The sequence below is a fragment of the Cupriavidus necator A5-1 genome, assembly GCF_000744095.1.
Lineage (GTDB): Bacteria > Pseudomonadota > Gammaproteobacteria > Burkholderiales > Burkholderiaceae > Cupriavidus > Cupriavidus necator_A.
Genome location: NZ_JQLI01000008.1, coordinates 1,476,723 through 1,503,506 on the forward strand (window position 1 = coordinate 1,476,723; position 26,784 = coordinate 1,503,506).

The following is a 26,784-nucleotide window of genomic DNA, read 5'->3' on the forward strand; positions in this document are numbered from 1 at the left end:
GCTACGATGGAACGCCAGTTCGAATACGGCGGCTACGCGGTTGTGGTCTGCGCGGTGCCGAACGCCGCCGGCGGGTTTGCGGCCCAACTGCGCATCGCCGACGCCTTCGGCGAGCAAGCCGGGCCCACCTACGAGGCGATTGCGGGCGATGCGCCCACGCCCGAAGCGGCCGTCGCCATGGCGGAAGCCGCCGCCATGCGGGCCATCGACGCGGGCGAGGTCAACTAGCCGCGCCAGTCCCGCGTCCCCACTTCCCGAGGAGAACACGATGCCCGACATCGGCGAATGGAAGAAAAAAGTCTATGAAACTCACGAGGTGCAGGTCCAGGTCAAGCCGCGCTCGCAGAGCGAATGGACCTACACCGTGCGCGTCTGCCGCCCGGGCACCAATATCCGCGCGGCCGGCACGCTGAGCGAAAGCTCCCGCATCACCGATCACTACAAGTCGGCCGAGGCCGCCGAGATCGCCGGCTTTGCGCACGGCGAGCGGCTGGCCAAGCAACTGGCCTAGGCGCCAGCGACACCGGTGGCCTGTGTGTCGCCGGCGCCGGCGGGGCGGCACTGCGCTCTCGCGCGGCGGACGGATGCGCCAGCGGCGCGCGCCGCAGCGGGTAGAATTGCGCCTGCTTGCCGGTCGCCGCCGGACGCCAGCATCCCCCGCCATTCCTCCCCTCGAAGTCGTGATCCGATGAAGAAATACGCCATCCTGATGTGCTGCATGGGAAACATCTGTCGTTCGCCGACGGCGGAGGCCGTGCTGCGCGCCAAGCTGGCGGCAGCCGGGCTGGAGCCGCTGGTCGAACTGGATTCGGCCGGCACGCACGAATACCACCTCGGCCGCGCGCCTGACCCGCGCACCCAGCGCCACGCGCTGCAACGCGGCTATGACCTGTCGGCGCTGCGTGCCCGCAAGGTAGGCGTGCCCGACTTCGACCGCTTCGACCTGATCCTGGCGATGGACAGAGAGAACCTGGTGGGCCTGACCCGGCTGCGCCCCGACGCCGCCGACAGGGTGCGCCTGCTGATGAGCTTCGCCACCCGCCACGACGCCGACGAAGTGCCGGATCCGTACTACGGCGAGGGCGACGGCTTCGAGCGCGTGCTCGACTACATCGAGGACGCCTGCGACGGCCTGGTCGAGATGCTGCGCCAGCGCCTGCAAGACGACGCCGGCTGATCCCGGCGCCCGTTTTACTCCCCCTTCAGCTATCGGCGAGCGGCCCACGCCGCGACGCCACGCGCGCCGCGGCCGGCGGCCCGATCTCACGAGAATTCATGCTTCGCAACCTGTTCCGCAAATGGCGCGAATCACGCAATGCCAGCCTGCAGCTCGACACCATCCTGGCGGCGGCCGATCCGGAAGCGCCGCTGGCGGACTGCAACGGCTGGCTGATCGAGCTGGGGTACTGGATCCGCCGCGACGGCGGGCTCGGCGCCGCGGGCGACGGCCAGGAGTCCGGCGCGGACCGCAGCCACCCCGAGCACGTGCGGCTGCGCTACCTGCTGCAGGTGCTGGAGCGCCATCCGGACTGGGCCGAACGCTTTGCGCTGACGGTGCGCAGCATCGTGCGCGAGAACGATCCCACCGGCCTGTTCTGCGATACCGGCGTGGCGCTGCATCCGGGCTTTGTCAGCGAGATGGTCAGCCGGCTGCAGGACCGCTTCCTGCCGCCGCCGCCCAATCTCAGCGACATGGCCGGCCTGTTCGCCCTCGTGTTCGTCGGTGACGAGGACGCCGAGTGGGTCGAGGCCATCGACGATGAGCTGATGGCGCGGTTTGCGCGCGTGCTGCACGCCGGCAGCGCGGACAGCGAGCGCGGCGGCATGGCGCAGTATCGCCAGGCGCTGGGCCAGGCGCTGGGCCAGACCCTGGTCACCAGTATCGCCGTGCTGGTGAGCCAGGTGCGCGCCACCGGCCTGAGCCAGGCGATCCGCTCGCGGCTGCAGGGCCGGGTGGAAGACACCCCGTTTTTCCGCCTGGACGAGGCCGTGCAGGCGCTGCGCGAAGAGGGGCTGCAACGCGACGACGACAGCTTTGGCCAGCGCCTGAACTACTTCCGCGGGCTGCTGGACGGCTGCCATGCCGCTGCCCGCCATGTCTACGAGGACCTGGAAGAGAACGGCGTATCGATCGAGGTGGTGTTCCAGATCGAACGCATGAAGGTGCAGCTCCACCGCATCGAACTGCTGCTGGCCGCCTGGGTCGAGCCCGGGCGCCCCGGCATGCATGCGCACCTGGTGGCCGAGCTGATTCGCTCGACACAGGCGCGCCGCAGCCTCTCGCACCTGGCCGCCACCTCGTTCGCGCAGCTGGCGCGCAAGGTAGTCGAGCGCTCGGCCGAAACCGGCGAGCACTACATCACGCGCGACCGCAAGGAGTACGCCGAACTGGTGCGCGCCGCGGCCGGCGGCGGCCTGATCACGGTCGCCACGGTGTACCTGAAGTTCATGATCTACGGCCTGCACCTGGACAAGTTCAGCGAAGGCCTGCTGGCCTCGCTCAACTACGCGGGCAGCTTCCTGACCATTCACTTCGCGCATTTCACGCTGGCGACCAAGCAGCCGGCCATGACCGGGCCCGCGCTGGCGCACCGGCTCGACGGGGCGGGGCGGCCGGAAGGACGCGAGGCCTTTGTCGACGACACCGTCGCCATGATCCGCTCCAATGCCGCGGCCATCGTCGGCAATCTGGCGGTCGTGTTCCCGGTGGCTCTGGCGATCCAGTGGCTCGCGCACAAACTGCTGGGCGCCAACCTGATCACGCCGGCCAAGGCCATCGCCACCATCGAGTCGTTCTCGATCCTGGGGCCGACGCCGCTCTATGCCGCGTTCACCGGCGTGCTGCTGTGGCTGTCCAGCCTGGTCGCCGGCTGGGCCGACAACTGGTTTGCATTGCATCGGGTGCACGACGTGATGGCGTACAACCGGCGCCTGCAATACGTTCTTGGTGCACGCGGCGCCACCCGCCTGGCGGATTTCTGGAAGCGCAACCTGTCAGGCATCGTCGCCAATGTGTCGTTGGGCTTCCTGCTGGGGCTGGGGCCGGAGATCCTGAGCTTCTTCGGGCCGCATATGGAAGTGCGCCATGTGACGCTGTCGACCGGCTCGGTCGGCACGGCGATCGGCGTCCTGGGTGTTGATGCGCTGCGCATGCCGTCACTTTGGCTGGCGGTGGCTGGGATCGCGCTGATGGGGGTGCTGAACGTCGCGGTGAGCTTTGCGCTGGCGTTCAATATGGCGCTGCGGTCACGCAACCTGCGTCGCGTGGATCGGGCCGAACTGAGCCGGGCCGTGCGGCGGCGCATCCTGAAACAGCCGCTGTCGCTGGTGATGCCGCCGCGCGTGGCAGGCCCGGAAACGGCCGCGGGCGGCCGGGAGGCTTGATGCACTGCGGGAGGGGTAGTTGACTGAATTAGTCGGGTACCTTTATACTTGACGGAAACGATCAAGTATTAGCTTCACCCCAGCGTTTTACCCCAAAAGCCCTGCACCATGAGACTGACCACCAAAGGCCGCTTCGCGGTCACCGCGATGATCGACCTGGCCATGCGCCAGGACCAGGGACCGGTCACGCTCGCCGGCATCAGCCAGCGGCAGAAGATCTCGCTGTCCTACCTGGAGCAGCTGTTTGGCAAGCTGCGCCGGCACGAGATCGTCGAAAGCGTGCGCGGCCCGGGCGGCGGCTACAGTCTCGCCCGCAAGGCCGAAGACGTCACGGTGGCGGACATCATCATCGCCGTGGACGAGCCCCTGGATGCCACCCAGTGCGGTGGAAAGGGCAATTGTAACGGAGATGACGGCTCCGGGCGCTGCATGACCCACGAACTGTGGGCCACCCTGAACCAGAAGATGGTCGAGTACCTCGACTCCGTTTCCCTCAAGAACCTGGTGGACCAGCAGCGCGAGCGCCAGCCCGCGGTGCTGCACGACATGCGCGAAGAAGCTGCCGCACAGTCGTCCGCGGCGCGCGGCGGCAAGGCCGACAAGCAGGAAAAGCCGGTCCGGGCCAGGGTGGTGAATTCAGTTTTCAGCCTGGCGCAGTCCTGAGCACGTACTCGGGCGCACGACAGGCAACGGTAGAAATCAGCGATCAGCGGTCCCTAACAAGGCAGTCATAACGATGAGCACCCCACATTTTCCCATCTACATGGATTACTCGGCCACCACGCCGGTGGACCCGCGCGTGGCGGACAAGATGATTCCGTACCTGCGCGAGCAGTTCGGCAACCCCGCTTCGCGCAGCCACGCGTACGGCTGGGAAGCGGAGCGCGCGGTGGAAGAGGCGCGTGAGCAGGTGGCCGCACTGGTCGGCGCCGACCCGCGCGAGATCGTGTGGACGTCGGGCGCGACTGAATCGAACAACCTGGCGATCAAGGGTGCCGCGAACTTCTATTCGGGCAAGGGCAAGCATCTCATCACCGTGAAGACCGAGCACAAGGCCGTGCTCGACACCACGCGCGAACTGGAACGCCAGGGCTTCGAGGTGACCTACCTTGACGTGAAGGAAAACGGCCTGCTCGACATGGAAGTGTTCAAGCAGGCGCTGCGCCCGGACACGATCCTGGTGTCGGTGATGCTGGTCAACAACGAGATCGGCGTGATCCAGGACGTCGAGCAGATCGGCGAGATCTGCCGCGAGAAGGGCATCATCTTCCACTGCGACGCAGCGCAGGCGACCGGCAAGGTGGTGATCGACCTGAACAAGCTGAAGTGCGACCTGATGTCGTTCTCGGCCCACAAGACCTACGGCCCCAAGGGCATCGGCGCGCTGTATGTGCGCCGCAAGCCGCGCGTGCGCATCGAGGCGCAGATGCACGGTGGCGGCCATGAGCGCGGCATGCGCTCGGGCACGCTGGCCACGCACCAGATCGTCGGCATGGGCGAAGCCTTCCGCATCGCCCGCGAAGAGATGGCGACGGAGAACGAACGCATCCGCATGCTGCGCGACCGCCTGTGGAATGGCCTGTCGGACATGGAAGAGGTCTACCTGAACGGCGACCTGGAACATCGCGTGCCGCACAACCTGAACGTCAGCTTCAACTTCGTCGAAGGCGAATCGCTGATCATGGCGATCAAGGACGTGGCGGTGTCGTCGGGTTCTGCCTGCACCTCGGCCTCGCTGGAGCCGTCCTACGTGCTGCGCGCGCTGGGCCGCAACGACGAACTGGCGCACAGCTCGATCCGCTTCACGGTCGGCCGCTTCACCACCGAGCAGGAAATCGACTACACCATCCAGTTGCTGAAGTCGAAGATCGGCAAGCTGCGCGACCTGTCGCCGCTGTGGGAAATGTTCAAGGACGGCGTCGACCTGAATTCGATCCAGTGGGCCGCGCACTGACGCGCCCGCCGGAACAGCACAAATTACAGCAATACCCCCGCAAAAGATACGCAAGAGGTAAGCAAAATGTCATACAGCACAAAGGTTCTCGACCACTATGAAAACCCCCGCAACGTCGGTTCGTTCGACAAGAACGACGATGCGGTCGGCACCGGCATGGTTGGCGCACCGGCTTGCGGCGACGTGATGAAGCTGCAGATCAAGGTCAACGAGGCTGGTGTGATCGAAGACGCCAAGTTCAAGACCTATGGCTGCGGCTCGGCCATCGCCTCGTCGTCGCTCGTGACCGAGTGGGTCAAGGGCAAGACCGTGGATCAGGCGCTGGAGATCAAGAACACCCAGATCGCGGAAGAACTGGCGCTGCCGCCGGTGAAGATCCACTGCTCGATTCTGGCTGAAGACGCCATCAAGGCGGCTGTCGAAGACTACAAGAAGAAGCACGGCGCCGAGCAGAAGGCCGCCTGATTCTGTCGATTCGACCAAGGAAGACGCAACGATGATCACGATGACCGAGAAGGCGGCCAAGCACGTCGCCCGCTACCTGGAACGCCGCGGCAAGGGCGTGGGCCTGCGCCTGGGCGTGAAGACTACGGGCTGCTCGGGCCTGGCCTACAAGCTGGAATACGTGGACGAACTGGCGCCCGAAGACGCGGTGTTCGAATCGCACGGCATCAAGGTCATCGTCGACGCCAAGAGCCTGCCGTATATCGACGGCACCGAACTCGACTACGCGCGTGAAGGGTTGAACGAAGGTTTCCGCTTCAACAACCCCAACGTCAAGGACGAGTGCGGCTGCGGCGAGTCCTTCACGGTCTGAACGTCAGCGCAAGCAAGCTCCGGTGGAGCGCAGCATTGTCGGGTTCCGCCGGGACGAGGAAGGCCACTGGGTGGCCGAACTCGACTGCGGGCACGGCCAGCACATGCGGCACGACCCGCCGTGGCAGTCGCGGCCATGGACGCAGAGCGCGCAGGGCCGCGCCGGCATGATCGGCAGGCGGGTGAACTGCCTGAAGTGCGACCGCAATGAACCGCCGGCCGAGTGGGCGCGGGATCGGGCGCGCAAGCCCGCCTGAGCGGTACCGGGGCGGCAATGGACAAAGGGGCGGCGCGGCCGCTCCTTTTTCTTGGGGAAGCAGTTGAAAGACGATTTTTTTGCGCTGTTCGGCCTGCCCGCGCAATACGGCGTCGACGAGGCCGCGCTGGATGCGGCGTACCGCACCGTGCAGTCGCAGGCGCATCCGGACCGTTTTGCCCAGGCCGGCGATGCCGAGCGTCGCGTGGCGATGCAATGGGCCGCGCATGCCAATGAAGCCTACCGTACGCTGCGCCAGCCGCTACGGCGCGCGACCTACCTGCTGAAGTTGCGCGGCGTCGATGTGCAGGCCGAGAACAACACGGCCATGACGCCGGCCTTCCTGATGCAGCAGATGGAATGGCGCGAGGCGCTGCAGGAAGCGGTGGAAGCACGCGACGTGGACCGGCTCGATGCGCTGCTGCGCAGCCTGCGGCAGGAGAAGCGCGAGCGCCACGCCGCGCTGGGTGCGCTGCTGGACGCCGGCGACAACGAGGCGGCCGGCGGCGCGGTACGGCAACTGATGTTCATCGAGAAGATCGAGCACGATACCAGCGAGGCCATCGACCGGCTGGAAGACTGACCGGCACGATTGCCGGGCCCGTGACACAATGGCGCCCGGCGCGAAATCCGCCCGCATGGCGGTTTCCCCTGCCGCACAAGACAGCGAAGAATTACCATGGCACTGCTCCAGATTTCCGAACCCGGCATGTCGCCGGCGCCCCACCAACGCCGCCTGGCCGTCGGCATCGACCTCGGCACCACCAACTCGCTGGTGGCCGCGGTACGCAGCAGCATTCCCGAAGTGCTGGGCGACGAACGCGGCCGCGCACTGCTGCCCTCGGTCGTGCGCTACCTGCCGGACCGCACCACGCATATCGGCTACCGGGCCCAGGATGAAGCGGTGCGCGACCCCAAGAACACCATCGTCTCGGTCAAGCGCTTCATGGGCCGCGGCCTGCGCGACATCGCCAATATCGAGCACAGCCCGTACGACTTCGTCGACGCGCCCGGCATGCTGCAGATCAAGACCGCCGCGGGCGTGAAGAGCCCGGTCGAGATCTCGGCCGAGATCCTCGCCACGCTGCGCCAGCGTGCCGAGGATTCCCTCGGCGACGACCTGGTCGGCGCGGTCATCACTGTGCCGGCGTATTTCGACGAGGCCCAGCGCCAGGCGACCAAGGACGCCGCGCGCCTGGCCGGCCTGGAAGTGCTGCGCCTGCTCAACGAGCCGACCGCGGCGGCCATCGCCTACGGGCTGGACAATGCGTCGGAAGGCATTTACGCGGTCTATGACCTGGGCGGCGGTACCTTCGATATTTCGGTACTGAAGCTCACCCGCGGCGTGTTCGAAGTGATGGCCACGGGCGGCGACTCGGCGCTCGGCGGCGACGATTTCGACCAGCGCGTGCTGTGCTGGATCGTCGAGCAGGCCGGCCTGCAGCCGCTGTCGGCGCAGGACATGCGCCTGCTGATGGTGCGTGCGCGCGCGGCCAAGGAAGCGCTGTCGGAAGCGGACAGCACCGTGATTGACGCCGTGCTCGATTCCGGCGAGATCGTCCACCTGACGCTGACCGACGAGACCTTCGAGCAGATCACCGCGCATCTCGTGCAGAAAACGTTGGCGCCGGTGCGCAAGGCGCTGCGCGATGCCGGCGTGACCACCGACGAGGTCAAGGGCGTGGTGCTGGTCGGTGGCGCCACGCGCATGCCGTCGATCCGCAAGGCCGTGGGCGACTACTTCGGCCAGACCCCGCTGACCAACCTCGACCCGGACCGCGTGGTGGCGCTGGGCGCCGCGATGCAGGCCAACCTGCTGGCCGGCAACCATGCCCCGGGTGAAGACTGGCTGCTGCTCGACGTGATCCCGCTGTCGCTGGGCGTCGAGACCATGGGCGGCCTGGTCGAGAAGATCATCCCGCGCAACAGCACCATCCCGGTGGCGCGCGCGCAGGAATTCACCACCTTCAAGGATGGCCAGACCGCGATGGCGATCCACGTGCTGCAGGGCGAGCGCGAGCTGGCCAGCGACTGCCGCTCGCTGGCGCGCTTCGAGCTGCGCGGCATCCCGCCGATGGTGGCGGGTGCGGCACGCATCCGCGTGACCTACCAGGTCGACGCCGACGGGCTGCTGTCGGTGACCGCGCGCGAGACCCATTCGGGCGTGGAAGCCTCGGTGACGGTCAAGCCGTCGTACGGCCTGGCCGACGACGATATCGCGCGCATGCTGCAGGAGAGCTTCCGCGAGGCCGAGCACGACATGAAGAGCCGCGCGCTGGCGGAAGAGCGTGTCGAAGCCGACCGGCTGGTCGAGGCCACGCAGCGCGCGCTGGAAACCGACGGCGACCTGCTGTCGGCCGAGGAGCGCACCGCCGTCGAGGCGCTGATGGCTTCGGTGCGCGAGATTGCCACCGGCGAAGACCACCACGCCATCCACGCCGCGGTGGAGAAGCTGTCGCACGGCACCGACGAATTCGCCGCCCGCCGCATGGACCGCTCGATCAAGAGCGCGCTGGCGGGGCGCAAGGTGCAGGAGCTGGGCTGATCACCACGCCTGCACCGCATTACAGATACCAGGACACGACATGCCTCAGATCATTATTTTGCCTCACGTCGAATACTGCCCGGAAGGGACGGTGATCGAAGCCGAAACGGGCGTCAGCGTCTGCGATGCGCTGCTCACCCACGGCATCGCGATCGAGCATGCGTGCGAGAAATCGTGCGCCTGCACCACCTGCCACGTGATCGTGCGCGAGGGCTTCGATTCGCTCAACGAGGCCGAAGAGAAGGAAGAAGACCTGCTCGACAAGGCCTGGGGCCTCGAGCCGAATTCGCGCCTCTCGTGCCAGGCCATCGTCGATGAGGCAGACCTGACCATCGAGATCCCGAAGTACACGATCAACCACGCCAAGGAAGGCCACTGAGCGGCCCGGCAGACCTCAGCGGAGAATAACCCCATGAAGTGGACCGATACCTACGACATCGCCGCAGCCCTGTACGACAAGTATCCCGATGTGGATCCCATGTCGGTGCGATTCACCGACCTGCGCCGCTGGGTGTTGGAACTGGATGGCTTTGCCGATGTGCCGGAGCGTTCCGGCGAGAAGATCTTGGAAGCGATCCAGGCCGCCTGGATCGAAGAATCCCAATAAGCAAGAACTCCCTGAAACAGGCCGGCTCCGCCGGCCTGTTCGCTTAGAAGCGGTAGCCGACGCCCGCCAGGATCACGTCGGTATCGCGGTCGTAGCCGGTCACGGTGCGGTTCCATGTCAGCCGCGTCAGCCAGTGGTCGCCGAGCCGGTAGCTGGCCGACATCGACATCAGGCCGGACCAGCGCGACGGCGGGCTGGCCGCGCCCAATGCTTTCGCGCTCAGGTCGATCGCATAGTACGGGCCCACGCCGACCCCCAGTGTCAGCTTGTCGTGGAAGAACGCGCGCGTGAGCCAGGCCTGGGCGGCCACGCCGTTGCGGCGCAGCGCCGCGTTTTCTCCTTCGTTGATGTAGCTGATAGTGCCGTCCACGTAGTGCCACAGCCCGCGCCGGTATTCCACCGCCTTGGCGAAGGAAGTTTGTGAGTCGAAGCTGTTGACGATGGTTTCGCCTAGGAACACCGTCAGCTCATTTTGCGTGACATTGTCGGTCCGGCCCGGCGCCGGCACCACCGGCCCGCCACGGTCACCGCGATCGAGCTGGTAGCCGACGCCCACCAGCAGCGTATTGGTCTTGATGCTCGAAGCCGTCTGCGTCCGGTTGTAGCGCGCCTGCAACATCCAGGGGCCACCGTTCACATACCAGGTTGCCGCGGCGCTCAGCAGCGCGCCCCAGCCGTGGTGGTTGTCGTAGGTGCCGTCCGACCGCTGGTCGGTGGTATCGAAATAGCGGTAAGGGCCGGCGCCAAGGGCCAGTGTCAGTCTGCGGTCCAGGGCCAGGTAGCGCCACCACAGCTGGACGCTGTGGCCATCGCGGTGGTGGTTGGTGACATGGCCTTCATTCAGGTAGGTGAAGGTCGCGTACCAGTTTTCGCCGAGGTTGTGCTGGTAGGAGTAGGCGTAGCCGTAGCTGCGCTCGCCAAGGGATTCCGTCGACTGCAGGCCGCCGAGCAGAAGCAATTCCTGCCCGTACGCCGCGTGTTGCGACAGCGCCAGCAGCAGCGCGCCGGCCAGTGGGAGAAGCCGTTGCAAGATCCTGCCGGTACTGTGGGGAGCGGGCTGCATGGTAGGAACTCCGGGCCAAGGGGCGCCCAAGGATCATAGCAAAGCAGCCATAAAAAAGACCGGCGACAAGCCCAAGGGGGTCGCTTAAAGTGTTGACGGGGGTAACGAGAAAAGCATAGAGTGCTGTATATCCATACAGTGCCCTAGGTAGGCCTTTGCTCCACACCTTTGAAGCCCGCCTCAATCTGACCCCCGAGTTAGCCGCCTTGTTGGCGGCTAACTCGGAACGCTGGTCGTGGGGCGCGCGTAAGGCTTGGAGTCTTCTGTATCGACAAAACCTCACTCGAACGACCGCCTACGCCACCTTAACGAGGGAAGGCTTTACCTCGCATCAAGTCGATTCCATGCTGACGCAAGCTGAAATGCGCCATGCAGGCTTGGTCGAACTCAAAAAGTACGAACGAGGTCAGCTTGAGCTGGCCATTCAGCGACGCGAATGCGCACTAGCCGACAAAGGCAAGAAAATTCAGGCCCTGTCAAAACGGCAAGCCAAGCTACGCGCTCAACGCGATAAAGTAGCACCGAAGCCGGGGAAAGCCCGTTCAAACCGCTACCTTACGAGGCTAGCCCGCCTACGGGAAGTCGATACCGAACTCGAATTTTGCCGCAACTGGGTCGCACAAAAAGAACGCGTTCTTACTGCCAAGCGCGGCAAGCTGTCCGCGCTGCTTAAAGCTATTGATGAAGGCCGCTACAGTCTCTGTTTTGGCTCGAAGAAGCTGCTTCAGCAGCGGCCCGGCGAACACAACACCGAGACCACTCCATTCGCCTCTGTCGAGGATTGGCACGAGGCCTGGGACACAGCCCGAAACGGTCAGGTCTGGTCGATAGGACATACGGCTAAGCCCAGCGGCAATAGCGAACTACAGTGGCTGCCGGATACCAACCAGTTGCGCGTCCGGTTGACGGACAAGCTTGCGCATGAACGCATGGACGCTTTGGGCATTCCTCGCAGCGGAGGGCCGCAAAAGGTGATGCCCCTTCGCATGAAATGCCGATTCATTGTGATTGACGGGGTCGACTTTGCCTCGCATCGGGGCGCGGCCCGCGCAGCGCTGATTGACGCGTTTGGAAAGCGGCCTGTCACAATGCGGCTCTTGCAAAGGCTATCACCGGGCGGCGAGCGCATTTGGTATCTGCAAGCGAGCGTTGACGTTCCCACCGGTTTCAACCCAGAGACCGCTCGCACTAGAGAGGCTGGTGTCCTTGGACTGGATTTGAATGCCCGGGGCGTTGCCTGGGCTGTGGTGAAGCCCGATGGGAACCGGTTGCGGGAGGGTCATCCGCAGAGCGGCTTTCTCGGCTGGGACCTAAAAGGCCTTTCCGACGCTGTACGCAAGCAAGTCATCGGAACAACCGTTGCAGAGCTTGCCCGCCTGGGCAAGCGCCTAGGCCTCGCAGTGGCCATCGAGAACCTGGATTTCGCGACGAAGAAGGCCGGCTTGCGCGCCGGCGGCGTCAACAAGCGATACAACGAGATGCTGAGCTCGTTTGCAAGCTCACAGTTCGCAGAGCTGATGACCCGTGCCTGTGAAAAAGCTCATGTTCGGCTCTATTTGGTGAACCCTTCGTACAGTGCGGTCGGAGGCTTCACCAAATATGGCCGTCCCAATCGAATCGGCGCGGATGAGTCCGCCGCTCTTTGGTTGGGCCGGCAAGCTTTGTACGGTATCCCCTGGAAGACAGTGGGTGCCCAGTGCTTCGTCAAGAGGCACAACGAGCGACTCGTCTTTTCGCACCTGCCAGCCACCCCGAAGCAGAGCAAGACGGCCCTGGCAGGGGCTCAATGGAGAGATGTCGCTCGGGCTCTAGGCAAGAACCGGAAGCGATGGGGTGAAAACCTCCGCAATTGGTTCCTCTGCCAGGTCGAAACCCCTTCCCCGCAGACCGTCTGCGAGCCTGGTGTGGCGTCATTGCCAACGGGATAGAAGTGTGGTTTTCAGCTCGAGACCTCTAGGACCTCGAGCGGCGCAGTGAAAACTGCGTTTTGTCGCCGTGTTCTCTTGTGGAAGAAATTTTGCCTAAGAGAATGGCCATCTCTGCTAGTCCAGAGATGGCCATTGAGAATTACATCAACACTTTAAGCGACCGCCTAGGCGACAAGCCGGCCTTGTTGTAACGGCACATTAGACGCGCCGGTGTGTGGCCGGTCACCCCGTGACCAGCGCACCGTTCTCAAGGTGCACGCGCTGGCCCACCTGCACGCCAGGGTTCTGCTCGTAAGTGAAGCTGCGATGGCTGCCATCGTCCATGCGTACGCGGACTTCGTAATGCGTGTCCTTGCTGACTGCCTTCTCGATCTGGTTGCCGGCCACGCCGCCGCCTACGGCGCCGACCACGGTACCGACGATGCGGCCATTGCCCTTGCCAACCTGGTTGCCCAGCAGGCCGCCGACCACGGCACCGCCCAGCGCGCCCAGGCCGCTGGTGTTGGGCTTCTGGGTCTGGATCGGCGTCACGGCGACCACGCGGCCGGCGTAGGGACTGGCCTTGGCGGCCTGGCGCTCGGTGTCGGCACGCTGGCCGGCACGCGGCTCGCTGTCGCGCTGCGCGGCCTGGCGTGCCGGGGCGGTGCGTGGTGCGACTTGCGACGAACGGGCGGCGTCCTGATTGGCCGAGCGTGGCTGGCCGTCATCGTAGACCGGCGGGCGCGTGGTGGTTCCCGGCGGGGGCGCAGTCTCCGAGGTGACTGGCAGCGGACCCTGCGGACCTTGTGTAACTTGTTGCGTTTGCAGGTCGGGGTTGGCCTTGCTGATCGGCAACACGCCGGTCACGGCGGCGACAGCGGTCAGACTGGCGATCACCATGGCCACGGCTGCCGCGCCGATCAGCGGATGCAGCCGGCGTTGCGGCGGCAGCGGGGCAGGGGCGTGGTCTTGCGAGGTGGTTGGGATTTGCATTGTTCTGGCTCCGTGCGGCGAGGACCGCGATGGGATGGAACCAGTTTGGCGGAAGCGGGCGGCTTTTTCCGTTTGTTTTTGTAAATATATGTAGGCGGAAAAACCCTTTAGATTCAATGGATTGCGGTCATCCTGCCGGCGCGATTGCGGGCCAGGCTGTAACAGTCGGCGCGCTGGCATGCCTTTCGCGGCCCAAAGAAAAACCCCACCGCAGGCGGTGGGGTTCCCGGTTTCCGCAGTGGGGCGTCCTGCCGGACGCCGACTGCATCAGTCTTCCCGGCGCAGGTGCGGGAACAGGATGACGTCGCGGATATTGGGGCTGTCCGTCAGCAGCATCACCAGGCGGTCGATGCCGATACCGCAGCCGCCCGTCGGGGGCATGCCATACTCCAGCGCGCGGATATAGTCGGCGTCGAAATACATCGCTTCCTCGTCGCCGGCGTCCTTCTGCTCGACCTGCTTGCGGAAACGGTCGGCCTGGTCCTCGGCGTCGTTCAGCTCCGAGAAGCCGTTGGCGATCTCGCGGCCGGTGATGAACAGCTCGAAACGCTCGGTGATGCCCGGCACCGTGTCCGAGGCGCGCGCCAGCGGCGAGACCTCGACCGGGTAGTCGACGATGAAAGTCGGCTCCCAAAGCTGGCTTTCAGCGGTTTCCTCGAACAGCACCAGTTGCAGCGTGCCCAGGCCGGCGTTGAGGAACTGCGGCGCGTTGGTGTTGACGCCGAACTTCTTCAGCTCGGTGCGCAGGAACCCCGCATCGGCCAGTTGCGCATCGGTGTATTGCGGCGCGAACTTCTGGATCGCCTGGCAGATGGTCAGGCGGTGGAACGGCTTGGACAGGTCCAGCTCGCGGTCCTGGTACGTCAGCACGGCGCTGCCGCGTGCATCGATCGCGGCCTTGCGGATCAGGTCTTCGGTGAAGTCCATCAGCCAGCGGTAGTCCGTGTAGGCCGCGTAGAACTCCATCATCGTGAACTCGGGGTTGTGGCGCGGGCTCACCCCTTCGTTGCGGAAGTTGCGGTTGATCTCGAACACGCGCTCGAAGCCGCCGACGACCAGGCGCTTCAGGTATAGCTCAGGCGCGATGCGCAGGAACATCTGCATGTCCAGCGCATTGTGGTGCGTGATGAAGGGCTTGGCCGCGGCGCCGCCCGGGATCGGATGCAGCATCGGCGTTTCCACTTCCATGAAGCCGGCATCGGCCATATGGCGGCGCAGCGACGAGATCGCGTTGGTGCGGGCGCGGAAAGTGTTGCGCGTTTCCGGCGACACGATCAGGTCGACATAGCGCTGGCGGTACTTCATTTCCTGGTCGGCCAGGCCGTGGAACTTGTCCGGCAGCGGGCGCAGCGACTTGGACAGCAGGCGCAGCTCGCGCACCTGCACCGACAGCTCGCCCTTGTTGGTGCGGAACAGCTCGCCGCGGGCGCTGATGATATCGCCCAGGTCCCAGTGCTTGAACGCGGCGTAGACCTCTTCGCCGACCTTGTCGCGCGTGATGTAGAACTGGATCTGGCCGCTGCCGTCCTGCACGGTGGCGAAGCTGGCCTTGCCCATCACGCGCTTGAGCATCATGCGGCCGGCGATGGACACCTCGACCGGGCTGGCTTCGAGCGCGGCCTGGTCGGTCTCGCCGTACTGCGCGTGCAGCGTGGCGGCCTGGTGGGTCGGGCGGAAATCGTTGGGGAAGGCCACGCCTTGCTGGCGCAGCGCGGCCAGTTTCTCGCGCCGCTCCGCGATGATCTTGTTCTCGTCGACGGCGGACGTTTCTGCGGCGGCCTTGGTTTGTGGCTGGGCCTGGGCGCGGTTCGGTTCAGTCATGATGTCTTGTGGGATCGCGCGCGGCGGGCCGCGCGCCGATTCAGTATGGCTTCAGTAATTGCGGAGATCGTCCAGCTCGGTGCTGCCGAAGTCGGGGCGGTGCAGGTAGGCGACGATGCGGCCGGCGGTTTCCTCGGCGGAGGCAAGCTGCTGGTTCGCCTTCAGGTCGCGGAAGCGCTGCACCTGTGCGAAGTCGGCGTTGCGGATCACGTCCTGCATGCCGGTGTCGATCACGCCCGGGGCCAGCGCCACCGCGCGCACGGTGCGCGGTGCGGGTGCCTGCGCGTATTCGGCGTTGACCGAGCGCATGAACATGTCGAGGCCAGCCTTGCTGGCGCAGTAGGCGCTCCAGCCCTCGACCGGGCGGCGCGCCGCGCCGGACGAGATCGCCAGCACCTTGCGCGGGCAGTCGAACTTCTCGGTGCGCTCCAGGAACGCCCCGGTCATCGTCATCGGCGCCGCCAGGTTGGTCAGCAGGTGCGGCACCAGCGTGCTTTCCTGCAGCCGCGAGACCGGGCCGATCGGCTCGACCACGCCCGCGTTCAGGATCAGCGTGGCGCTGGTCGGCGGCTGGTCGAGCGTGTCGAGCACGCTGGCCAGCCAGCTGGCGGCGGGGCCGGCCTGCGACAGGTCCTGCAGGTGCCACGCCACCGGCACGCCGCTCAGCGTGGCGATGCGTTCCAGCTCGTTGTTGCGGCTGCGCGCCACGCAGATCAGGCGGTTGCCCGGCACGAGCAGGGCATTGGTCAGTGCCGCGCCCAGCCCGCGCGAGGCGCCGGTGATGATGTACAGGTGATTGGCTTCGCTCATGGTGCCCCGGTCGGAAAGGCCGCCGTGCCGGTGTGGCGCGGGCGGCGGTACAGCGATGATCCAGCGATTGCGGTGATGTTGCTGTGCCGCCGCGGGCGCCACCGCCGCGCCGCAGGGCGCGGGGCGGGCGGCCCGGTACGGCCTTATAGTCCCTGCTTCAGGCTGGCCTCGATGAACGGGTCCAGGTCGCCGTCCAGCACCTTCTGGGTGTTGGACATTTCCACGTTGGTACGCAGATCCTTGATGCGGCTCTGGTCCAGCACGTAGGAACGGATCTGGTGGCCCCAACCCACGTCGGTCTTGCCCGCTTCGAGCTTGTCGGCCTCGGCCTGGCGCTTGCGCATCTCATGCTCGTACAGGCGCGACTTCAGCATCGACATGGCCTCGGCACGGTTGCGGTGCTGCGAGCGGTCGTTCTGGCACTGCACCACGATGCCGGTCGGGATGTGCGTGATCCGCACCGCCGAATCGGTCTTGTTGATGTGCTGGCCGCCGGCGCCCGAGGCGCGGTAGGTATCCACGCGCAGGTCTGCCGGGTTGACCTCGACCTCGAACGATTCGTCGACCTCGGGGTAGACGAACACCGACGAGAACGAGGTATGGCGCCCGCCCGACGAATCGAACGGCGACTTGCGCACCAGGCGGTGCACGCCGGTCTCGGTACGCAGGTAGCCGAAGGCGTATTCGCCCTCGATCTTGATGGTCGCGCTCTTGATGCCGGCCACGTCGCCTTCGGACTCTTCCAGCACCTCGGCCTTGAAGCCCTTGCGCTCGCAGTACTTCAGGTACTGGCGCAGCAGCATCGAGGCCCAGTCGCACGCTTCGGTGCCGCCGGCGCCGGCCTGGATGTCGATAAAGGCGTTGGCCTGGTCCATCTCGCCGGAGAACATGCGGCGGAATTCCATGCCCGCGACGATCTCCTCGAAGCCTGTGACGTCGGCCTCGATCGCTTCCAGCGTGTCGTCGTCGCCTTCTTCCCTGGCGAGTTCGAACAGCTCCTCGGCGCCGCTAAGGTCGTCGGTGAGCTTGCCGAGGACGCTTACCACGCCCTCGAGTGCCTTCTTTTCCTTGCCGAGGTCCTGGGCCCGCTTGGGGTTGTTCCAGACGTCGGGGTCTTCCAGCAAGCCGTTGACTTCGTCCAGCCTTCCTACTTTGACATCGTAGTCAAAGATACCCCCGTAGATCTTCCGTCCGGGAACGGAGATCGGAGATGGCACCGGAGATGGCGTTGAGGCGTTCTGCTTCCATGATGTTCCTGCGCTTCGAAAACCTTGAATTATAGCGGATCGGGACCCCGATTCGGGCGCGGATTCAGGGATTCGGGCCGGTTCGCGGGCCCTGGACGGCGAACGGAACGCGCCCGAAACGGTCTATCCGGCGGTGCCGGGCCGTGCACGCGGCGATAATACCCATTTGTAAGCCGCCCCCGGCAAGACAACGAACAGGGACGAATGACGCAAACCAGACATGACATCGAGCCAGGCCGGCGCCGCGCGCTGGGCCTGCTGCTGGCCGCCGCGGCCATGGCCGCAACGGGCTGCAGCACCATGGACAGCGGGCCGGCGCCGGACGGTTTTTACCGTGTGGAGCGCGGCGACACACTCTATTCGATCGCCCGCAAGCATCGCCGCAGCGTGCGCGACCTGACCCGCTGGAACCCCGACCTGGGCCGCCCGGACCAGATCGAGGTCGGCCAGCTGATCCGCGTGCGGCCGCCCGGCGCAAGCGCGTCAGCGTCTGCCGGCACCGGCCAGACCGTCACCGAGACCCCGCGCGTGGACAGTGGCGCGTCGAAGCCGCCCGCCAGCGGCATCCGCCTGCAATGGCCGGCCGACGGCCGCGTCACGGCCGGCTTCTCGCCGCCGGCCAGCAAGGGCCTGAGCATCGGCGTGCCGGCCAACGGGACGGTGCGCGCCGCCGCCGCCGGACGGGCCATCCACGTGGGCAACCTGCGTGGCTACGGCATGCTGGTGATCGTCAAGCACAACGACGACTGGCTGACCGTGTACGGCAACCTGGACCAGCCGCTGGTCAGCGAAGGCGCGCAAGTCTCCGCCGGCCAGGACGTGGGCCGCATGGGCGCGAGCGCGAGCGAGCTGCATTTCGAGGTGCGCGGCAACGGCAAGCCGGTCGATCCGGCCAACTACCTGCCGGCGCGGGGCTGAGCGCCCCCCCGGGCATTCTATTGCGCGTGCTCGATCACGAGTTGTACCCGCGTGACGCCGTTGAAGGTGTTGTTGTCGAGCCGGTAGGCCACCTGCGCGCTGGCACCGAGCGAGTCGGCGTGGTTGAACCAGATCGCGTCGAAGCGCTGGCTGCCGCGCCCGAGCTGAAGCTTCAGGTGCTTGCCCTTGAGCACGCTCTGGCGCAGCACGTCGAACTCGCCGCAGAAGGTCGGCGCCGGGAAGCCCTGGCCCCACACCTGCTGCTCCAGCAGCGTGACGAATTCCGGGCTGAAGCACTGGTCCTCGATATCGCCGTCGGTCTCGATCACGCGTGCGAGCTGGTCATCGGTCAGCCATTCCTTGCCGATCGATTCGAACGCTTCCTGGAATTCGGCAAAGCGCTCGGCGCGCACGGTCAGGCCGGCCGCCATCGCATGGCCGCCGAACTTGACCAGCATGCCGGGATGGCGCTTGGACACCAGGTCAAGCGCATCGCGCAGGTGGAAGCCGGGGATCGAACGGCCCGAGCCCTTGATGGTGGCCTCGTCGCCCGGCGCGAAGGTGATGGTGGGGCGGTGGAACTTGTCCTTCAGCCGCGACGCCACGATGCCAATCACGCCCTGGTGCCAGGTGTCGTTGAACACGCTGACGGTAAAGCGCGCCGACGGGTCCGGGCCGGCCAGCGGCTGCTCCAGGATCTGCAGCGCTTCCTGCTGCATGCCGGCCTCGATATCGCGCCGCTCGCGGTTCATGCTGTCCAGCTCCTGCGCGATTTCCCAGGCGCGGTTGGCATCGTCGGTCAGCAGGCATTCGATGCCGAGAGACATGTCCGCCAGCCGCCCGGCCGCGTTCAGGCGCGGACCGAGGCCGAACCCGAGGTCGAAGGTATTAGCGCGCGAGGCCTCGCGGCCCGCCGCGCGGAACAGCGCCGCCACGCCGGGCTGCATGCGCCCGGCGCGCATGCGGCGCAGGCCCTGGGCCACCAGGATGCGGTTGTTGGTGTCGAGCTTGACCACATCGGCCACGGTGCCCAGCGCCACCAGGTCCAGCAGCGTCTGCAGCGGCGGCTGGGTCGCCTGCGTATAGACCCCACGGTTGCGCAGCTCCGCGCGTAGCGCCAGCAGCACGTAGAACATCACGCCCACGCCCGCCAGGTTCTTGCTGGGGAACTCGCAGCCCGGCTGGTTGGGGTTGACGATCACCGCGGCTTCCGGCAACTCCGCGCCCGGCAAGTGGTGGTCGGTCACCACCACGTCGATGCCCAGCGCATTGGCCGCGGCCACGCCGTCGACGCTGGCGATGCCGTTGTCGACCGTGACGATCACGTCCGGCTGCTGCTTCGCCGCCAGCGCCACGATCTCCGGCGTCAGGCCGTAGCCGTACTCGAAGCGATTGGGCACGATGTACTCGACCCGCGCGCCCAGCATGCGCAGCCCGCGCACGCCCACGGCGCAAGCGGTGGCGCCGTCGCAGTCATAGTCGGCGACGATCAGCAGGCGCTTGCCGGCAGCGATCGCGTCGGCCAGGTAAGTGGCGGCGTGACCGATGCCCTTCATCGCGGCGGGCGGCACCAGTTCGGGCAGATCGGTCGCGAGTTCGGCGGTGCGGGCCACGCCGCGCGCGGCCAGGATGCGGGCCAGCGTGGGATGCAGGCCGGCGGCGGCCAACGAGCTGGCGTGTTCGGGGGAATATTGGCGGATGGCGATCCGGGTCATGGGCGGGGCAGGTGAAGGTTTCGGGTCGGCTGCAGCGGGTCAGGCGGCGAAGCCGAGGTCGGACAGCAAGGCGCGCCAGTCGCCGCGCGAGCCCATGCCGCGCCAGAACTTGCGCAGGTCGGCACGACGCACGGTGAACTCGGCGAAGTGGTTCTCTCCGCCCAGCACCAGCGTCACCGCGCCGATCTGGCCGGCGGCGAGCGCGTCCAGCGCCGGGCCGAACCAGTCGGCGTCGAGCGCGTGCATGCGGTCCAGCCACAGGCCCCAGTCCTCGAAGATATGCGCCTCGGTGGCGTGGTCCAGCATGGCCAGCACCAGGCCTTCCAGCCCCGCCGTGCCCGCCAGGCCCGCCGGCACCGGCAGCACGCGGCTGCCGGCGGCCAGCGCCAGGCCGCCGAGGAAGGGATCGCCGCTCAGCACCGTGTCGGCCAGCCGCGGCACCGGTTGCAGGGTGCCGCCGCCGTACAGCCAGACCGAGTTGACGGTCGGCTCGCCGGCGGCTTCGCGGGCCTGGTTGACCGGGTGGTCGTACCAGGTCATCTGGATTTCGTTCTGGATGCGGCGCCAGTCGCGGGCGCGCTCGCCGGCCTGCATCCAGATATCGATGTTGCGCCCGGCGGCGCGCAGCGGTGTGGTGGCCTCCAGCGGGCCGAACACCGCCTCGGGCAGGTACCAGCGCGACGGGCAGGGGGCTTCCACCGCGATGCCGGATTCCTGCAGCAGCCCTTCGATGGCGGCGTACAGGGCGGCGGATTCCTCGGGGCGGAGATTGAGCTGCCCCGGCGGCATCAGCACCAGATGGTCGCGCGCGGCGTGGATATGCACCGGCTGCAGGCAGGCCCAGGCCTGGCCGTCCGCGGCCGCCGGGCCGGTCGCACCGCTGTCGGCCAGCCGCATATAGGGCGCCAACGGCACCCGGCTGGTGTCAAGCCCCGCCTTGTCGGCCAGCCAGCGTTCTTGCGGCAGACTGCGCAGAAAGGGGTCGTCGTGCTGCTCGCGCGGGCCGGGCTCGGCCCGGGTCAGCAACTTTCCGAGCGCGGGCAGCTCCAACTGCCGCAGCAGCGCGCCGGGCACGACATCGTCCCGGCCGTCGTCGCCGGCGCCCGGCGGGACGGAAAAGGGCACAATCAGGGTCAGGTGCGTCATCATGGTGGCGAGATTGTAAACTCCCGGCTGGCTCGCGCCACTCCCGCGACACGCCGTTGCGTGACCGGGGCGACGCACGCCAGGGCGCGCAAGCGTGCCGCCGGCGACCCTTTACCGGGCTGCCGCGCTTTCCCGAAACAACAGGAATCCTCTTGAACTTTCCCTACGAGTGGCAGATCGGCTGGCGATACACCCGCGCAAGCAAGCGCGCCAGCCGCAACACCTTCATTTCGTTCATCTCGATGATCTCGATGCTGGGGATCGCGCTCGGCGTGGCCGCGCTGATCGTGGTGCTGTCGGTGATGAACGGCTTCCAGAAGGAGGTGCGCGACCGCATGCTGTCGGTGCTGTCGCATATCGAAGTGATCGGCCCGTCGGCGCTGCCGGACTGGCAGAAGACTGCGGCCGAGGCGATGCAGAACAAGGAAGTGGTTGGCGCTGCCCCCTACGTGGCGGCACAGGCCATGCTGACCCGGGACGACGCCGTGCGTGGCGTGCTGCTGCGCGGCGTGGAGCCGTCGCAGGAGCCCAAGGTCTCCGACATCGGCAACCAGTTCAAGGCCGGCAGCATGAACGCGCTGGCGCCGGGCGAATTCGGTATCGCGCTCGGCAACGAGCTGGCCAACGCCATGGGCGTGCAGGTCGGCGACAAGGTCACGCTGGTGGCGCCGCAGGGCACCATCACGCCGGCGGGCGTGCTGCCGCGGCTCAAGCAGTTCACCGTGACCGGCATCTTCTCGTCGGGACACTTCGAGTTCGACAGCGCGCTGGCGCTGGTCAACATGCACGACGCCGAGACCCTGTTCCGCCTGAGCGGCCCCACCGGCGTGCGGCTGAAGCTGGAAGACATGCAGCGCGCGCCGCAGGTGGCCCGGCAGCTCGCCGGCACGCTGTCGGGCGAGCTCTATCTGCGCGACTGGTCCAAGCAGAACCGCAACTGGTTCGCCGCGGTGCAGACCGAGAAGCGCATGATGTTCATCATCCTGACGCTGATCATCGCCGTGGCCGCGTTCAACCTGGTGTCGACGCTGGTGATGACCGTCACCGACAAGCAGGCCGATATCGCCATCCTGCGCACCATGGGCGCGCAGCCCCGCTCGATCATGAAGATCTTTATCGTGCAGGGCGTGGCCATCGGCTTTATCGGCACGGTGCTGGGCGTGGCCGGCGGCACGCTGATCGCCACCAATATCGACGTGATCGTGCCCTTTATCGAACGCGTGCTGCAGGTGCAGTTCCTGCCGCGCGACATCTATTTCATCAGCGAACTGCCTTCGGATCCCCGCGTGAACGACATCGCCACCATCGGCATCATCTCCTTCGTGCTGGCCACGCTGGCCACGCTCTACCCCAGCTGGCGTGCCGCCCGCGTCAACCCGGCGGAGGCGCTGCGCTATGAGTGAGGCCGTGTTGCACGCAGATACCCCCACGCCCGCCACCGGGCAGCCGCGCACCGGCACGCCGGTGCTGGTGGCCGAAGGACTGACCAAGCGCTTCCGCCAGGGCGAACTCGACGTGGACGTGCTGCGTGGCGTCGATGTACGCGTCGATGCGGGCGAGAAGGTCGCCATCGTGGGCGCGTCGGGCTCGGGCAAGAGCACGCTGCTGCATGTGCTGGGCGGGCTCGACAATCCCGACTCGGGCCGCGTCGCGCTGCTCGGCAAGCCCTTTACCGCGCTGCGCGAGCGCGAACGCAATGTGGTACGCAATCGCTCGCTGGGTTTCGTCTACCAGTTCCACCACCTGCTGCCGGAATTCACTGCGCTGGACAACGTGGCGATGCCGATGCGCATCCGCGGCCTGACCCAGCATGACGCGCGCGGCGTGGCGCAGGCAATGCTGGAGCGCGTAGGACTGGGCGAGCGCGCCAAGCACCGGCCCGGCGAGCTGTCGGGCGGTGAGCGCCAGCGCGTGGCCATCGCCCGCGCGCTGGTGGGGCAGCCCGCCTGCGTGCTGGCCGACGAGCCCACCGGCAACCTCGACGACCACACCGCCGGCGGCGTCTATGACCTGATGCTGGAGCTGTCGCGCACGCTCGGCACCAGCTTTGTCATCGTCACCCACGACCTGGACCTGGCCGGACGCTGCGACCGCGTGCTGCGGTTGCGCGACGGCCACCTGCACCAGGAACGCTGAGCCGGCCCGCCCATGTGGATCGACACCCATTGCCACCTCGACGCCAGCGAGTTCGACGCTGACCGCCGCCAGGTGGCCGATGCGGCCGAGGCCGCCGGCGTGCGCGGCATTGTGGTGCCGGCGGTGGCGGTATGGAATTTCGAGGCCGTACGCGCGCTGTCGCGGCAGGATGCGCGCTGCGTCTATGCGCTCGGCATCCACCCGCTGTGCTCGCCCGGGGCGGGCCAGGCGGATGTGGACACGCTGCGGCGCGAAGTGGCGGCCAGCATGGGCGATCCGCGTTTTGTCGGCATCGGCGAGATCGGGCTCGATTTCTTCGTGGCCGGGCTCGATGCCGAACACCAGACCTGGCTCTATGCCGAGCAACTGAAGGTCGCGCGCGAATTCGACCTGCCGGTGCTGCTGCATGTGCGCAAGTCGCAGGACCAGGTCGGCGCGCAACTGCGCAAGCTGGGCGTCAGGCGAGGCATTGCGCATGCGTTCAACGGCAGCAACGAGCAGGCGCGGCGTTTTGTCGAGCAGGGGATGAAGCTGGGCTTTGGCGGCAACGTCACGTTCAGCCGCGCGCGGCAGATCCGTCGGCTGGCGACGGAGTTGCCGCTGGAAGCGCTGGTGCTGGAAACCGATGCGCCCGATATTGCCCCGGCATGGCTGTCGGACGACCAGTTCGGCGAGCAGCACAAGGTGCGTAATACGCCGGCGGAGGTTGCGGGCGTGGCGCGCGTGATGGGCGAGCTGCGCGGCATCGATGCGCCCACGCTGGCGCAGGCGACATGGCGCAATGCCGTGGACGCATTGCCGCGGCTGGCGGCGTTTGCCGAGAGCATGGCGCCGCGATTGGGTTGAAGCCAGCGCGTCCCGCATTCGCACGGTTTGCTCCCCTCTCCCGCGCGCGGGAGAGGGGCCGGGGGAGAGGGCAGGCGCTAGCAGTACCTCACCACCTTCCAATCCCTGGCATCCATCCACGGATGCCAGTCACACAACTTCACTTCCTCCTGACAGCTTGACAAGCTTCCAGCCCCGCTGCGGCGGTACAACCCTCACTGTGCGAAACATGCAGGAGCGTTGTGGTGCGCTGGTTCGTGGTGGCCTTCGTCGCAGGGTGCTGGGTGCTGCAGCAGCAGGCAACGCTGCCGTCTCAGTATGCGTTGCTGCTGGCTGCGCTGGCAGTGTTGCTGGTCGCCATCGGCATGGCCATGCGAGGCAGGCGGCTCCGTGTCGCGCTGCGCGGCGTTGCGTTCGCCGGCCTCGCGTTCGGTGCCGCGTTCTGCTGGGCCGCCTGGCGCGCCGAACTGCGCATGCGCGACTGGTTGCCCGCGGCGCTGGAGTCGCGCGATCTCGATGTGCGCGGCGTGGTGTCGGGGCTGCCGGCGGATACCGCCGGCGGGACGCGTTTCGCCTTCACCGTCGAGCAGGCCGAAGCGGACATGCAGTTGCCCGGCCGCGTGGTCCTCAACTGGCGCGGCGCACCGCCTGACCTGCGCCCCGGGCAGCGCCTGACGCTGACCGTACGGCTGAGACGTCCGCGCGGGCTCGCCAATCCTTTCGGTTTTGATTACGCCTACTGGCTGCTGGCGCAGGGCTATGGCGCCACCGGCTATGTGCGCCGCGCAAATGGCCCGCCTCAGGACGCGTCAGGAGAGCGGCTGGCATGGCGCATCGAAGCCCAACGCGCCGCCGTGCGCGACCACCTGCGCGCGGCGCTGCCGCCCGAGGCCCGCTTCGGCGCCGTGGTGATCGCGCTGGTGATCGGCGACCAGCGCGGCATCGAGGCCGACGACTGGCAGCTGTTCCGGCGTACGGGCATCAGCCACCTGGTCGCCATCTCGGGGCTGCATATCACCATGATTGCCGGCATGGTGGCGTCGGCGGCGGCGTTGTTGTGGCGGCACTCGTTCGGCCTCGGCCGCTGGCTGCGCCGGCCGTTGCCGCTGTGGCTGCCGGCCCGTCAGGCGGCGCTGGTGGCCGCGGTGACCAGTGCGCTGACGTATGGGCTGCTGGCCGGCATGCAGACTCCGGCGCTGCGTACTGTGGCGATGCTGTGCGTGGCGGCGATTGCGGTCTGGGGCGCACGCGCGCCGCCGGCATCCGTGGTGCTGGCGTGGGCAGCGCTGGTGGCGTTGCTGCTGGATCCGTGGGCGGTGATGTCGCCGGGCTTCTGGCTGTCCTTCGGCGCGGTGGCGGTGATCTTCTTCGCCGCGCGGCTCGGGCGCGATGCCGTGCCGGAAGGACGCTGGCAACGCTTGCGGACGACGCTGGCCGCCGCGGCGCACACCCAATGGCCGGTGACCATCGGGCTGGTGCCGCTGACGCTGCTGCTGTTCCGGCAGGTGTCGGTGGTATCGCCGTTCGCCAGTGCTGTAGCGATCCCGGTCGTGAGCCTGCTGGTGACGCCACTGTCCCTGCTGGCCATGCCCGTGCTGGTGGTCGCGCACCAGGCGATCGTGTGGCTGGCCGCGGTGCTGGCGGCGTGGCTATCCGGGCTGCCGTGGGCGATGTGGGAAGCGGCCAGCGCCGGACCGGTGCCGCTGCTGCTGGCTGCAATCGGGGTGGCATTGCTGGTTGCACCTCCCGTCACGGCTCGGGTGCGCCTGCACGGCGGTCTGCTGATGTTGCCGATGGTGCTGGCACGCGGCCCGCCGGTGCCGCACGGCGAGTTCCGGGCGGTGATGCTGGACGTGGGGCAGGGCACCGCGGTGCTGGTGCAGACGCGCTCGCTTGCGCTGCCGTACGACGCCGGACCTGGCTATGCATTGGGATCGAGTGCCGGGGCGCAGGTGGTGGTGCCGCTGTTGCGCGGCGCGGGCATCGGGCGGCTCGATCACCTGATGGTCAGCCATGAGGATGCCGACCATGCCGGCGGTGTGGCGGATGTGTCCGCTGCAGTGGCGGTGGCCGCGCGCAGCACCGGGGCGCCGGCACAGCACGCGCTGCTCGGGCCAGAGCGCGATGACTGGACGCCGTGTGCGGCAGGCCAGTAATGGGCGTGGGACGGCGTGCGCTTCGCGGTGCTGCGTCCGCTCGCCGGGCATGCACGGCGTGCCGTGGTCGCCAGCAACGCCCCCAGCTGTGTGCTGCGCGTGGACACGGCGCGGCACAGCCTGTTGCTGACCGGCGATATCGGGCTGGCGGAAGAGCGCGCATTGATCGAGCGCGAGCCTGGTGCCGGGTTGCGAGCCGACGGGCTGGTGGTAGCGCACCATGGCAGCGGCACGTCCTCAGGCGCGGGCTGGCTGGACGCGGTGCGCCCGCACGCGGCGGTGTTTCAGCTCGGCTATGCCAACCGCTATCGCCACCCGCAGGCCGAGGTGTGGGAGCGCTATGGCGGCGCCGGCATCCTGCGCTACCGCACCGACGAAACCGGGGCGGTGACCATGACGACGTCGCCGGCGGGCTATGTGCTGTCCATGTTCCGGCAGGCTGAGCCCCGCTACTGGCGGGCACGGCCGCTGGCGCCGCGTTAGCC

27 protein-coding genes are annotated in these 26,784 nt (G+C 67.1%); 20 read left to right on the forward strand and 7 right to left on the reverse strand.

What is annotated here, in order from left to right; genetic code table 11:
- The first annotated feature begins 6 nt into the window (after positions 1-6).
- From K307_RS30965 to iscX, 13 genes are all read left to right on the forward strand, one after another.
- Positions 7-228 carry a hypothetical protein gene (locus K307_RS30965; protein ID WP_022534159.1) on the forward strand — a complete coding sequence of 74 codons (222 nt, stop codon included), beginning with the start codon at positions 7-9 and terminating at the stop codon, positions 226-228.
- A gap of 40 nt (positions 229-268) precedes the next feature.
- Positions 269-511, forward strand: coding sequence for a hypothetical protein (locus K307_RS30970; RefSeq protein WP_042884777.1), 243 nt, complete (start codon positions 269-271; stop codon positions 509-511).
- 177 nt (positions 512-688) lie between these two features.
- Complete coding sequence (locus tag K307_RS30975) at positions 689-1,177, forward strand: low molecular weight protein-tyrosine-phosphatase (protein ID WP_042884778.1); 489 nt, start codon at positions 689-691, stop codon at positions 1,175-1,177.
- A gap of 98 nt (positions 1,178-1,275) precedes the next feature.
- Positions 1,276-3,384 (forward strand): site-specific recombinase, encoded by a 2,109-nt coding sequence (locus K307_RS30980; RefSeq protein WP_042884779.1) that lies wholly within the window; start codon positions 1,276-1,278, stop codon positions 3,382-3,384.
- A gap of 108 nt (positions 3,385-3,492) precedes the next feature.
- The gene (iscR, locus tag K307_RS30985) at positions 3,493-4,047 is read left to right on the forward strand and encodes a Fe-S cluster assembly transcriptional regulator IscR (RefSeq protein ID WP_042884780.1); all 555 of its coding nucleotides are present in this window, start codon (positions 3,493-3,495) and stop codon (positions 4,045-4,047) included.
- A gap of 67 nt (positions 4,048-4,114) precedes the next feature.
- Positions 4,115-5,338: an IscS subfamily cysteine desulfurase gene (locus K307_RS30990; protein WP_329955960.1), complete on the forward strand. Its 1,224-nt coding sequence runs from the start codon at positions 4,115-4,117 to the stop codon at positions 5,336-5,338.
- Positions 5,339-5,404: 66 nt separating this feature from the next.
- Positions 5,405-5,803: a Fe-S cluster assembly scaffold IscU gene (gene iscU / locus K307_RS30995; protein WP_010809025.1), complete on the forward strand. Its 399-nt coding sequence runs from the start codon at positions 5,405-5,407 to the stop codon at positions 5,801-5,803.
- A gap of 31 nt (positions 5,804-5,834) precedes the next feature.
- Positions 5,835-6,155, forward strand: coding sequence for an iron-sulfur cluster assembly protein IscA (gene iscA, locus K307_RS31000; protein ID WP_042884782.1), 321 nt, complete (start codon positions 5,835-5,837; stop codon positions 6,153-6,155).
- 22 nt (positions 6,156-6,177) lie between these two features.
- Positions 6,178-6,411 (forward strand): DUF3565 domain-containing protein, encoded by a 234-nt coding sequence (locus tag K307_RS31005; protein ID WP_042884783.1) that lies wholly within the window; start codon positions 6,178-6,180, stop codon positions 6,409-6,411.
- 63 nt (positions 6,412-6,474) lie between these two features.
- Entirely contained in the window at positions 6,475-6,993 is a 519-nt protein-coding gene (gene hscB, locus K307_RS31010) for a Fe-S protein assembly co-chaperone HscB (RefSeq protein ID WP_042887579.1), read from the forward strand.
- A gap of 96 nt (positions 6,994-7,089) precedes the next feature.
- On the forward strand, positions 7,090-8,955 hold the full coding sequence (hscA, locus tag K307_RS31015) for a Fe-S protein assembly chaperone HscA (protein ID WP_042884784.1): 1,866 nt from the start codon (positions 7,090-7,092) through the stop codon (positions 8,953-8,955).
- Between the two features lie 40 nt (positions 8,956-8,995).
- Positions 8,996-9,334: an ISC system 2Fe-2S type ferredoxin gene (gene fdx / locus K307_RS31020; protein WP_042884785.1), complete on the forward strand. Its 339-nt coding sequence runs from the start codon at positions 8,996-8,998 to the stop codon at positions 9,332-9,334.
- Positions 9,335-9,367: 33 nt separating this feature from the next.
- Positions 9,368-9,562, forward strand: coding sequence for a Fe-S cluster assembly protein IscX (iscX, locus tag K307_RS31025; protein ID WP_013956121.1), 195 nt, complete (start codon positions 9,368-9,370; stop codon positions 9,560-9,562).
- 43 nt (positions 9,563-9,605) lie between these two features.
- On the opposite strand, the gene K307_RS31030 is transcribed toward iscX, so the two are convergent.
- A complete protein-coding gene (locus K307_RS31030; RefSeq protein ID WP_042884786.1) occupies positions 9,606-10,625 on the reverse strand; it encodes a hypothetical protein in 1,020 nt (339 codons plus the stop codon).
- 155 nt (positions 10,626-10,780) lie between these two features.
- Between K307_RS31030 and K307_RS31035 the strand changes: the two genes are divergently transcribed.
- The gene (locus K307_RS31035; protein ID WP_155301295.1) at positions 10,781-12,553 is read left to right on the forward strand and encodes a hypothetical protein; all 1,773 of its coding nucleotides are present in this window, start codon (positions 10,781-10,783) and stop codon (positions 12,551-12,553) included.
- A gap of 222 nt (positions 12,554-12,775) precedes the next feature.
- Here the strand turns inward: K307_RS31035 and K307_RS31040 are convergent, their stop codons facing one another.
- From K307_RS31040 to prfB, 4 genes are all read right to left on the reverse strand, one after another.
- Positions 12,776-13,525, reverse strand: coding sequence for a glycine zipper 2TM domain-containing protein (locus K307_RS31040; RefSeq protein WP_042884788.1), 750 nt, complete (start codon positions 13,523-13,525; stop codon positions 12,776-12,778).
- 267 nt (positions 13,526-13,792) lie between these two features.
- A complete protein-coding gene (gene lysS, locus K307_RS31045; RefSeq protein ID WP_042884789.1) occupies positions 13,793-15,346 on the reverse strand; it encodes a lysine--tRNA ligase in 1,554 nt (517 codons plus the stop codon).
- 51 nt (positions 15,347-15,397) lie between these two features.
- Positions 15,398-16,156 (reverse strand): SDR family oxidoreductase, encoded by a 759-nt coding sequence (locus K307_RS31050; protein ID WP_042884790.1) that lies wholly within the window; start codon positions 16,154-16,156, stop codon positions 15,398-15,400.
- A gap of 143 nt (positions 16,157-16,299) precedes the next feature.
- A protein-coding gene (prfB, locus tag K307_RS31055; protein WP_155301296.1) for a peptide chain release factor 2 occupies positions 16,300-17,404 on the reverse strand; the annotation gives its coding sequence in 2 pieces (ribosomal slippage) (positions 16,300-17,322 and positions 17,324-17,404; 1,104 coding nt in all).
- Positions 17,405-17,607: 203 nt separating this feature from the next.
- Here prfB and K307_RS31060 point away from each other — a divergent pair.
- Complete coding sequence (locus K307_RS31060) at positions 17,608-18,321, forward strand: peptidoglycan DD-metalloendopeptidase family protein (protein WP_042884791.1); 714 nt, start codon at positions 17,608-17,610, stop codon at positions 18,319-18,321.
- A 17-nt stretch (positions 18,322-18,338) separates the two neighbouring features.
- On the opposite strand, the gene recJ is transcribed toward K307_RS31060, so the two are convergent.
- Both recJ and K307_RS31070 read right to left on the reverse strand, forming a co-directional pair.
- Positions 18,339-20,036 carry a single-stranded-DNA-specific exonuclease RecJ gene (gene recJ, locus K307_RS31065; RefSeq protein WP_042884792.1) on the reverse strand — a complete coding sequence of 566 codons (1,698 nt, stop codon included), beginning with the start codon at positions 20,034-20,036 and terminating at the stop codon, positions 18,339-18,341.
- 39 nt (positions 20,037-20,075) lie between these two features.
- Positions 20,076-21,185, reverse strand: a complete 1,110-nt coding sequence (locus tag K307_RS31070; protein WP_042884793.1) for a hypothetical protein — start codon at positions 21,183-21,185, stop codon at positions 20,076-20,078.
- A 149-nt stretch (positions 21,186-21,334) separates the two neighbouring features.
- On the opposite strand from K307_RS31070, the gene K307_RS31075 reads away from it, so the two are divergent.
- From K307_RS31075 to K307_RS50695, 5 genes are all read left to right on the forward strand, one after another.
- Positions 21,335-22,585: a lipoprotein-releasing ABC transporter permease subunit gene (locus K307_RS31075; protein WP_042884794.1), complete on the forward strand. Its 1,251-nt coding sequence runs from the start codon at positions 21,335-21,337 to the stop codon at positions 22,583-22,585.
- The gene (lolD, locus tag K307_RS31080) at positions 22,578-23,318 is read left to right on the forward strand and encodes a lipoprotein-releasing ABC transporter ATP-binding protein LolD (protein ID WP_042884795.1); all 741 of its coding nucleotides are present in this window, start codon (positions 22,578-22,580) and stop codon (positions 23,316-23,318) included. Before K307_RS31075 ends, lolD begins: the two co-directional genes overlap by 8 nt.
- A gap of 12 nt (positions 23,319-23,330) precedes the next feature.
- Positions 23,331-24,164: a TatD family hydrolase gene (locus tag K307_RS31085; RefSeq protein ID WP_042884796.1), complete on the forward strand. Its 834-nt coding sequence runs from the start codon at positions 23,331-23,333 to the stop codon at positions 24,162-24,164.
- A 224-nt stretch (positions 24,165-24,388) separates the two neighbouring features.
- Positions 24,389-26,299: a DNA internalization-related competence protein ComEC/Rec2 gene (locus K307_RS31090; protein ID WP_329955937.1), complete on the forward strand. Its 1,911-nt coding sequence runs from the start codon at positions 24,389-24,391 to the stop codon at positions 26,297-26,299.
- Between the two features lie 27 nt (positions 26,300-26,326).
- A complete protein-coding gene (locus K307_RS50695; protein ID WP_329955938.1) occupies positions 26,327-26,782 on the forward strand; it encodes a hypothetical protein in 456 nt (151 codons plus the stop codon).
- Positions 26,783-26,784: the final 2 nt, after the last annotated feature.

What these genes read in the sequence shown, in the direction of transcription:
- K307_RS31030 (WP_042884786.1), bottom strand. Translation starts at nt 10,625, where the DNA reads ATGCAGCCCGCTCCCCACAGTACCGGCAGGATCTTGCAACGGCTTCTC.
- K307_RS31085 (WP_042884796.1), top strand. Translation starts at nt 23,331, where the DNA reads ATGTGGATCGACACCCATTGCCACCTCGACGCCAGCGAGTTCGACGCT.
- lysS (WP_042884789.1), bottom strand. Translation starts at nt 15,346, where the DNA reads ATGACTGAACCGAACCGCGCCCAGGCCCAGCCACAAACCAAGGCCGCC.
- K307_RS31050 (WP_042884790.1), bottom strand. Translation starts at nt 16,156, where the DNA reads ATGAGCGAAGCCAATCACCTGTACATCATCACCGGCGCCTCGCGCGGG.
- K307_RS30980 (WP_042884779.1), top strand. Translation starts at nt 1,276, where the DNA reads ATGCTTCGCAACCTGTTCCGCAAATGGCGCGAATCACGCAATGCCAGC.
- K307_RS30975 (WP_042884778.1), top strand. Translation starts at nt 689, where the DNA reads ATGAAGAAATACGCCATCCTGATGTGCTGCATGGGAAACATCTGTCGT.
- K307_RS30970 (WP_042884777.1), top strand. Translation starts at nt 269, where the DNA reads ATGCCCGACATCGGCGAATGGAAGAAAAAAGTCTATGAAACTCACGAG.
- iscX (WP_013956121.1), top strand. Translation starts at nt 9,368, where the DNA reads ATGAAGTGGACCGATACCTACGACATCGCCGCAGCCCTGTACGACAAG.
- iscA (WP_042884782.1), top strand. Translation starts at nt 5,835, where the DNA reads ATGATCACGATGACCGAGAAGGCGGCCAAGCACGTCGCCCGCTACCTG.
- iscR (WP_042884780.1), top strand. Translation starts at nt 3,493, where the DNA reads ATGAGACTGACCACCAAAGGCCGCTTCGCGGTCACCGCGATGATCGAC.
- K307_RS30965 (WP_022534159.1), top strand. Translation starts at nt 7, where the DNA reads ATGGAACGCCAGTTCGAATACGGCGGCTACGCGGTTGTGGTCTGCGCG.
- K307_RS31070 (WP_042884793.1), bottom strand. Translation starts at nt 21,185, where the DNA reads ATGATGACGCACCTGACCCTGATTGTGCCCTTTTCCGTCCCGCCGGGC.
- hscA (WP_042884784.1), top strand. Translation starts at nt 7,090, where the DNA reads ATGGCACTGCTCCAGATTTCCGAACCCGGCATGTCGCCGGCGCCCCAC.
- iscU (WP_010809025.1), top strand. Translation starts at nt 5,405, where the DNA reads ATGTCATACAGCACAAAGGTTCTCGACCACTATGAAAACCCCCGCAAC.
- lolD (WP_042884795.1), top strand. Translation starts at nt 22,578, where the DNA reads ATGAGTGAGGCCGTGTTGCACGCAGATACCCCCACGCCCGCCACCGGG.
- fdx (WP_042884785.1), top strand. Translation starts at nt 8,996, where the DNA reads ATGCCTCAGATCATTATTTTGCCTCACGTCGAATACTGCCCGGAAGGG.
- K307_RS31060 (WP_042884791.1), top strand. Translation starts at nt 17,608, where the DNA reads ATGACGCAAACCAGACATGACATCGAGCCAGGCCGGCGCCGCGCGCTG.
- K307_RS31040 (WP_042884788.1), bottom strand. Translation starts at nt 13,525, where the DNA reads ATGCAAATCCCAACCACCTCGCAAGACCACGCCCCTGCCCCGCTGCCG.
- recJ (WP_042884792.1), bottom strand. Translation starts at nt 20,036, where the DNA reads ATGACCCGGATCGCCATCCGCCAATATTCCCCCGAACACGCCAGCTCG.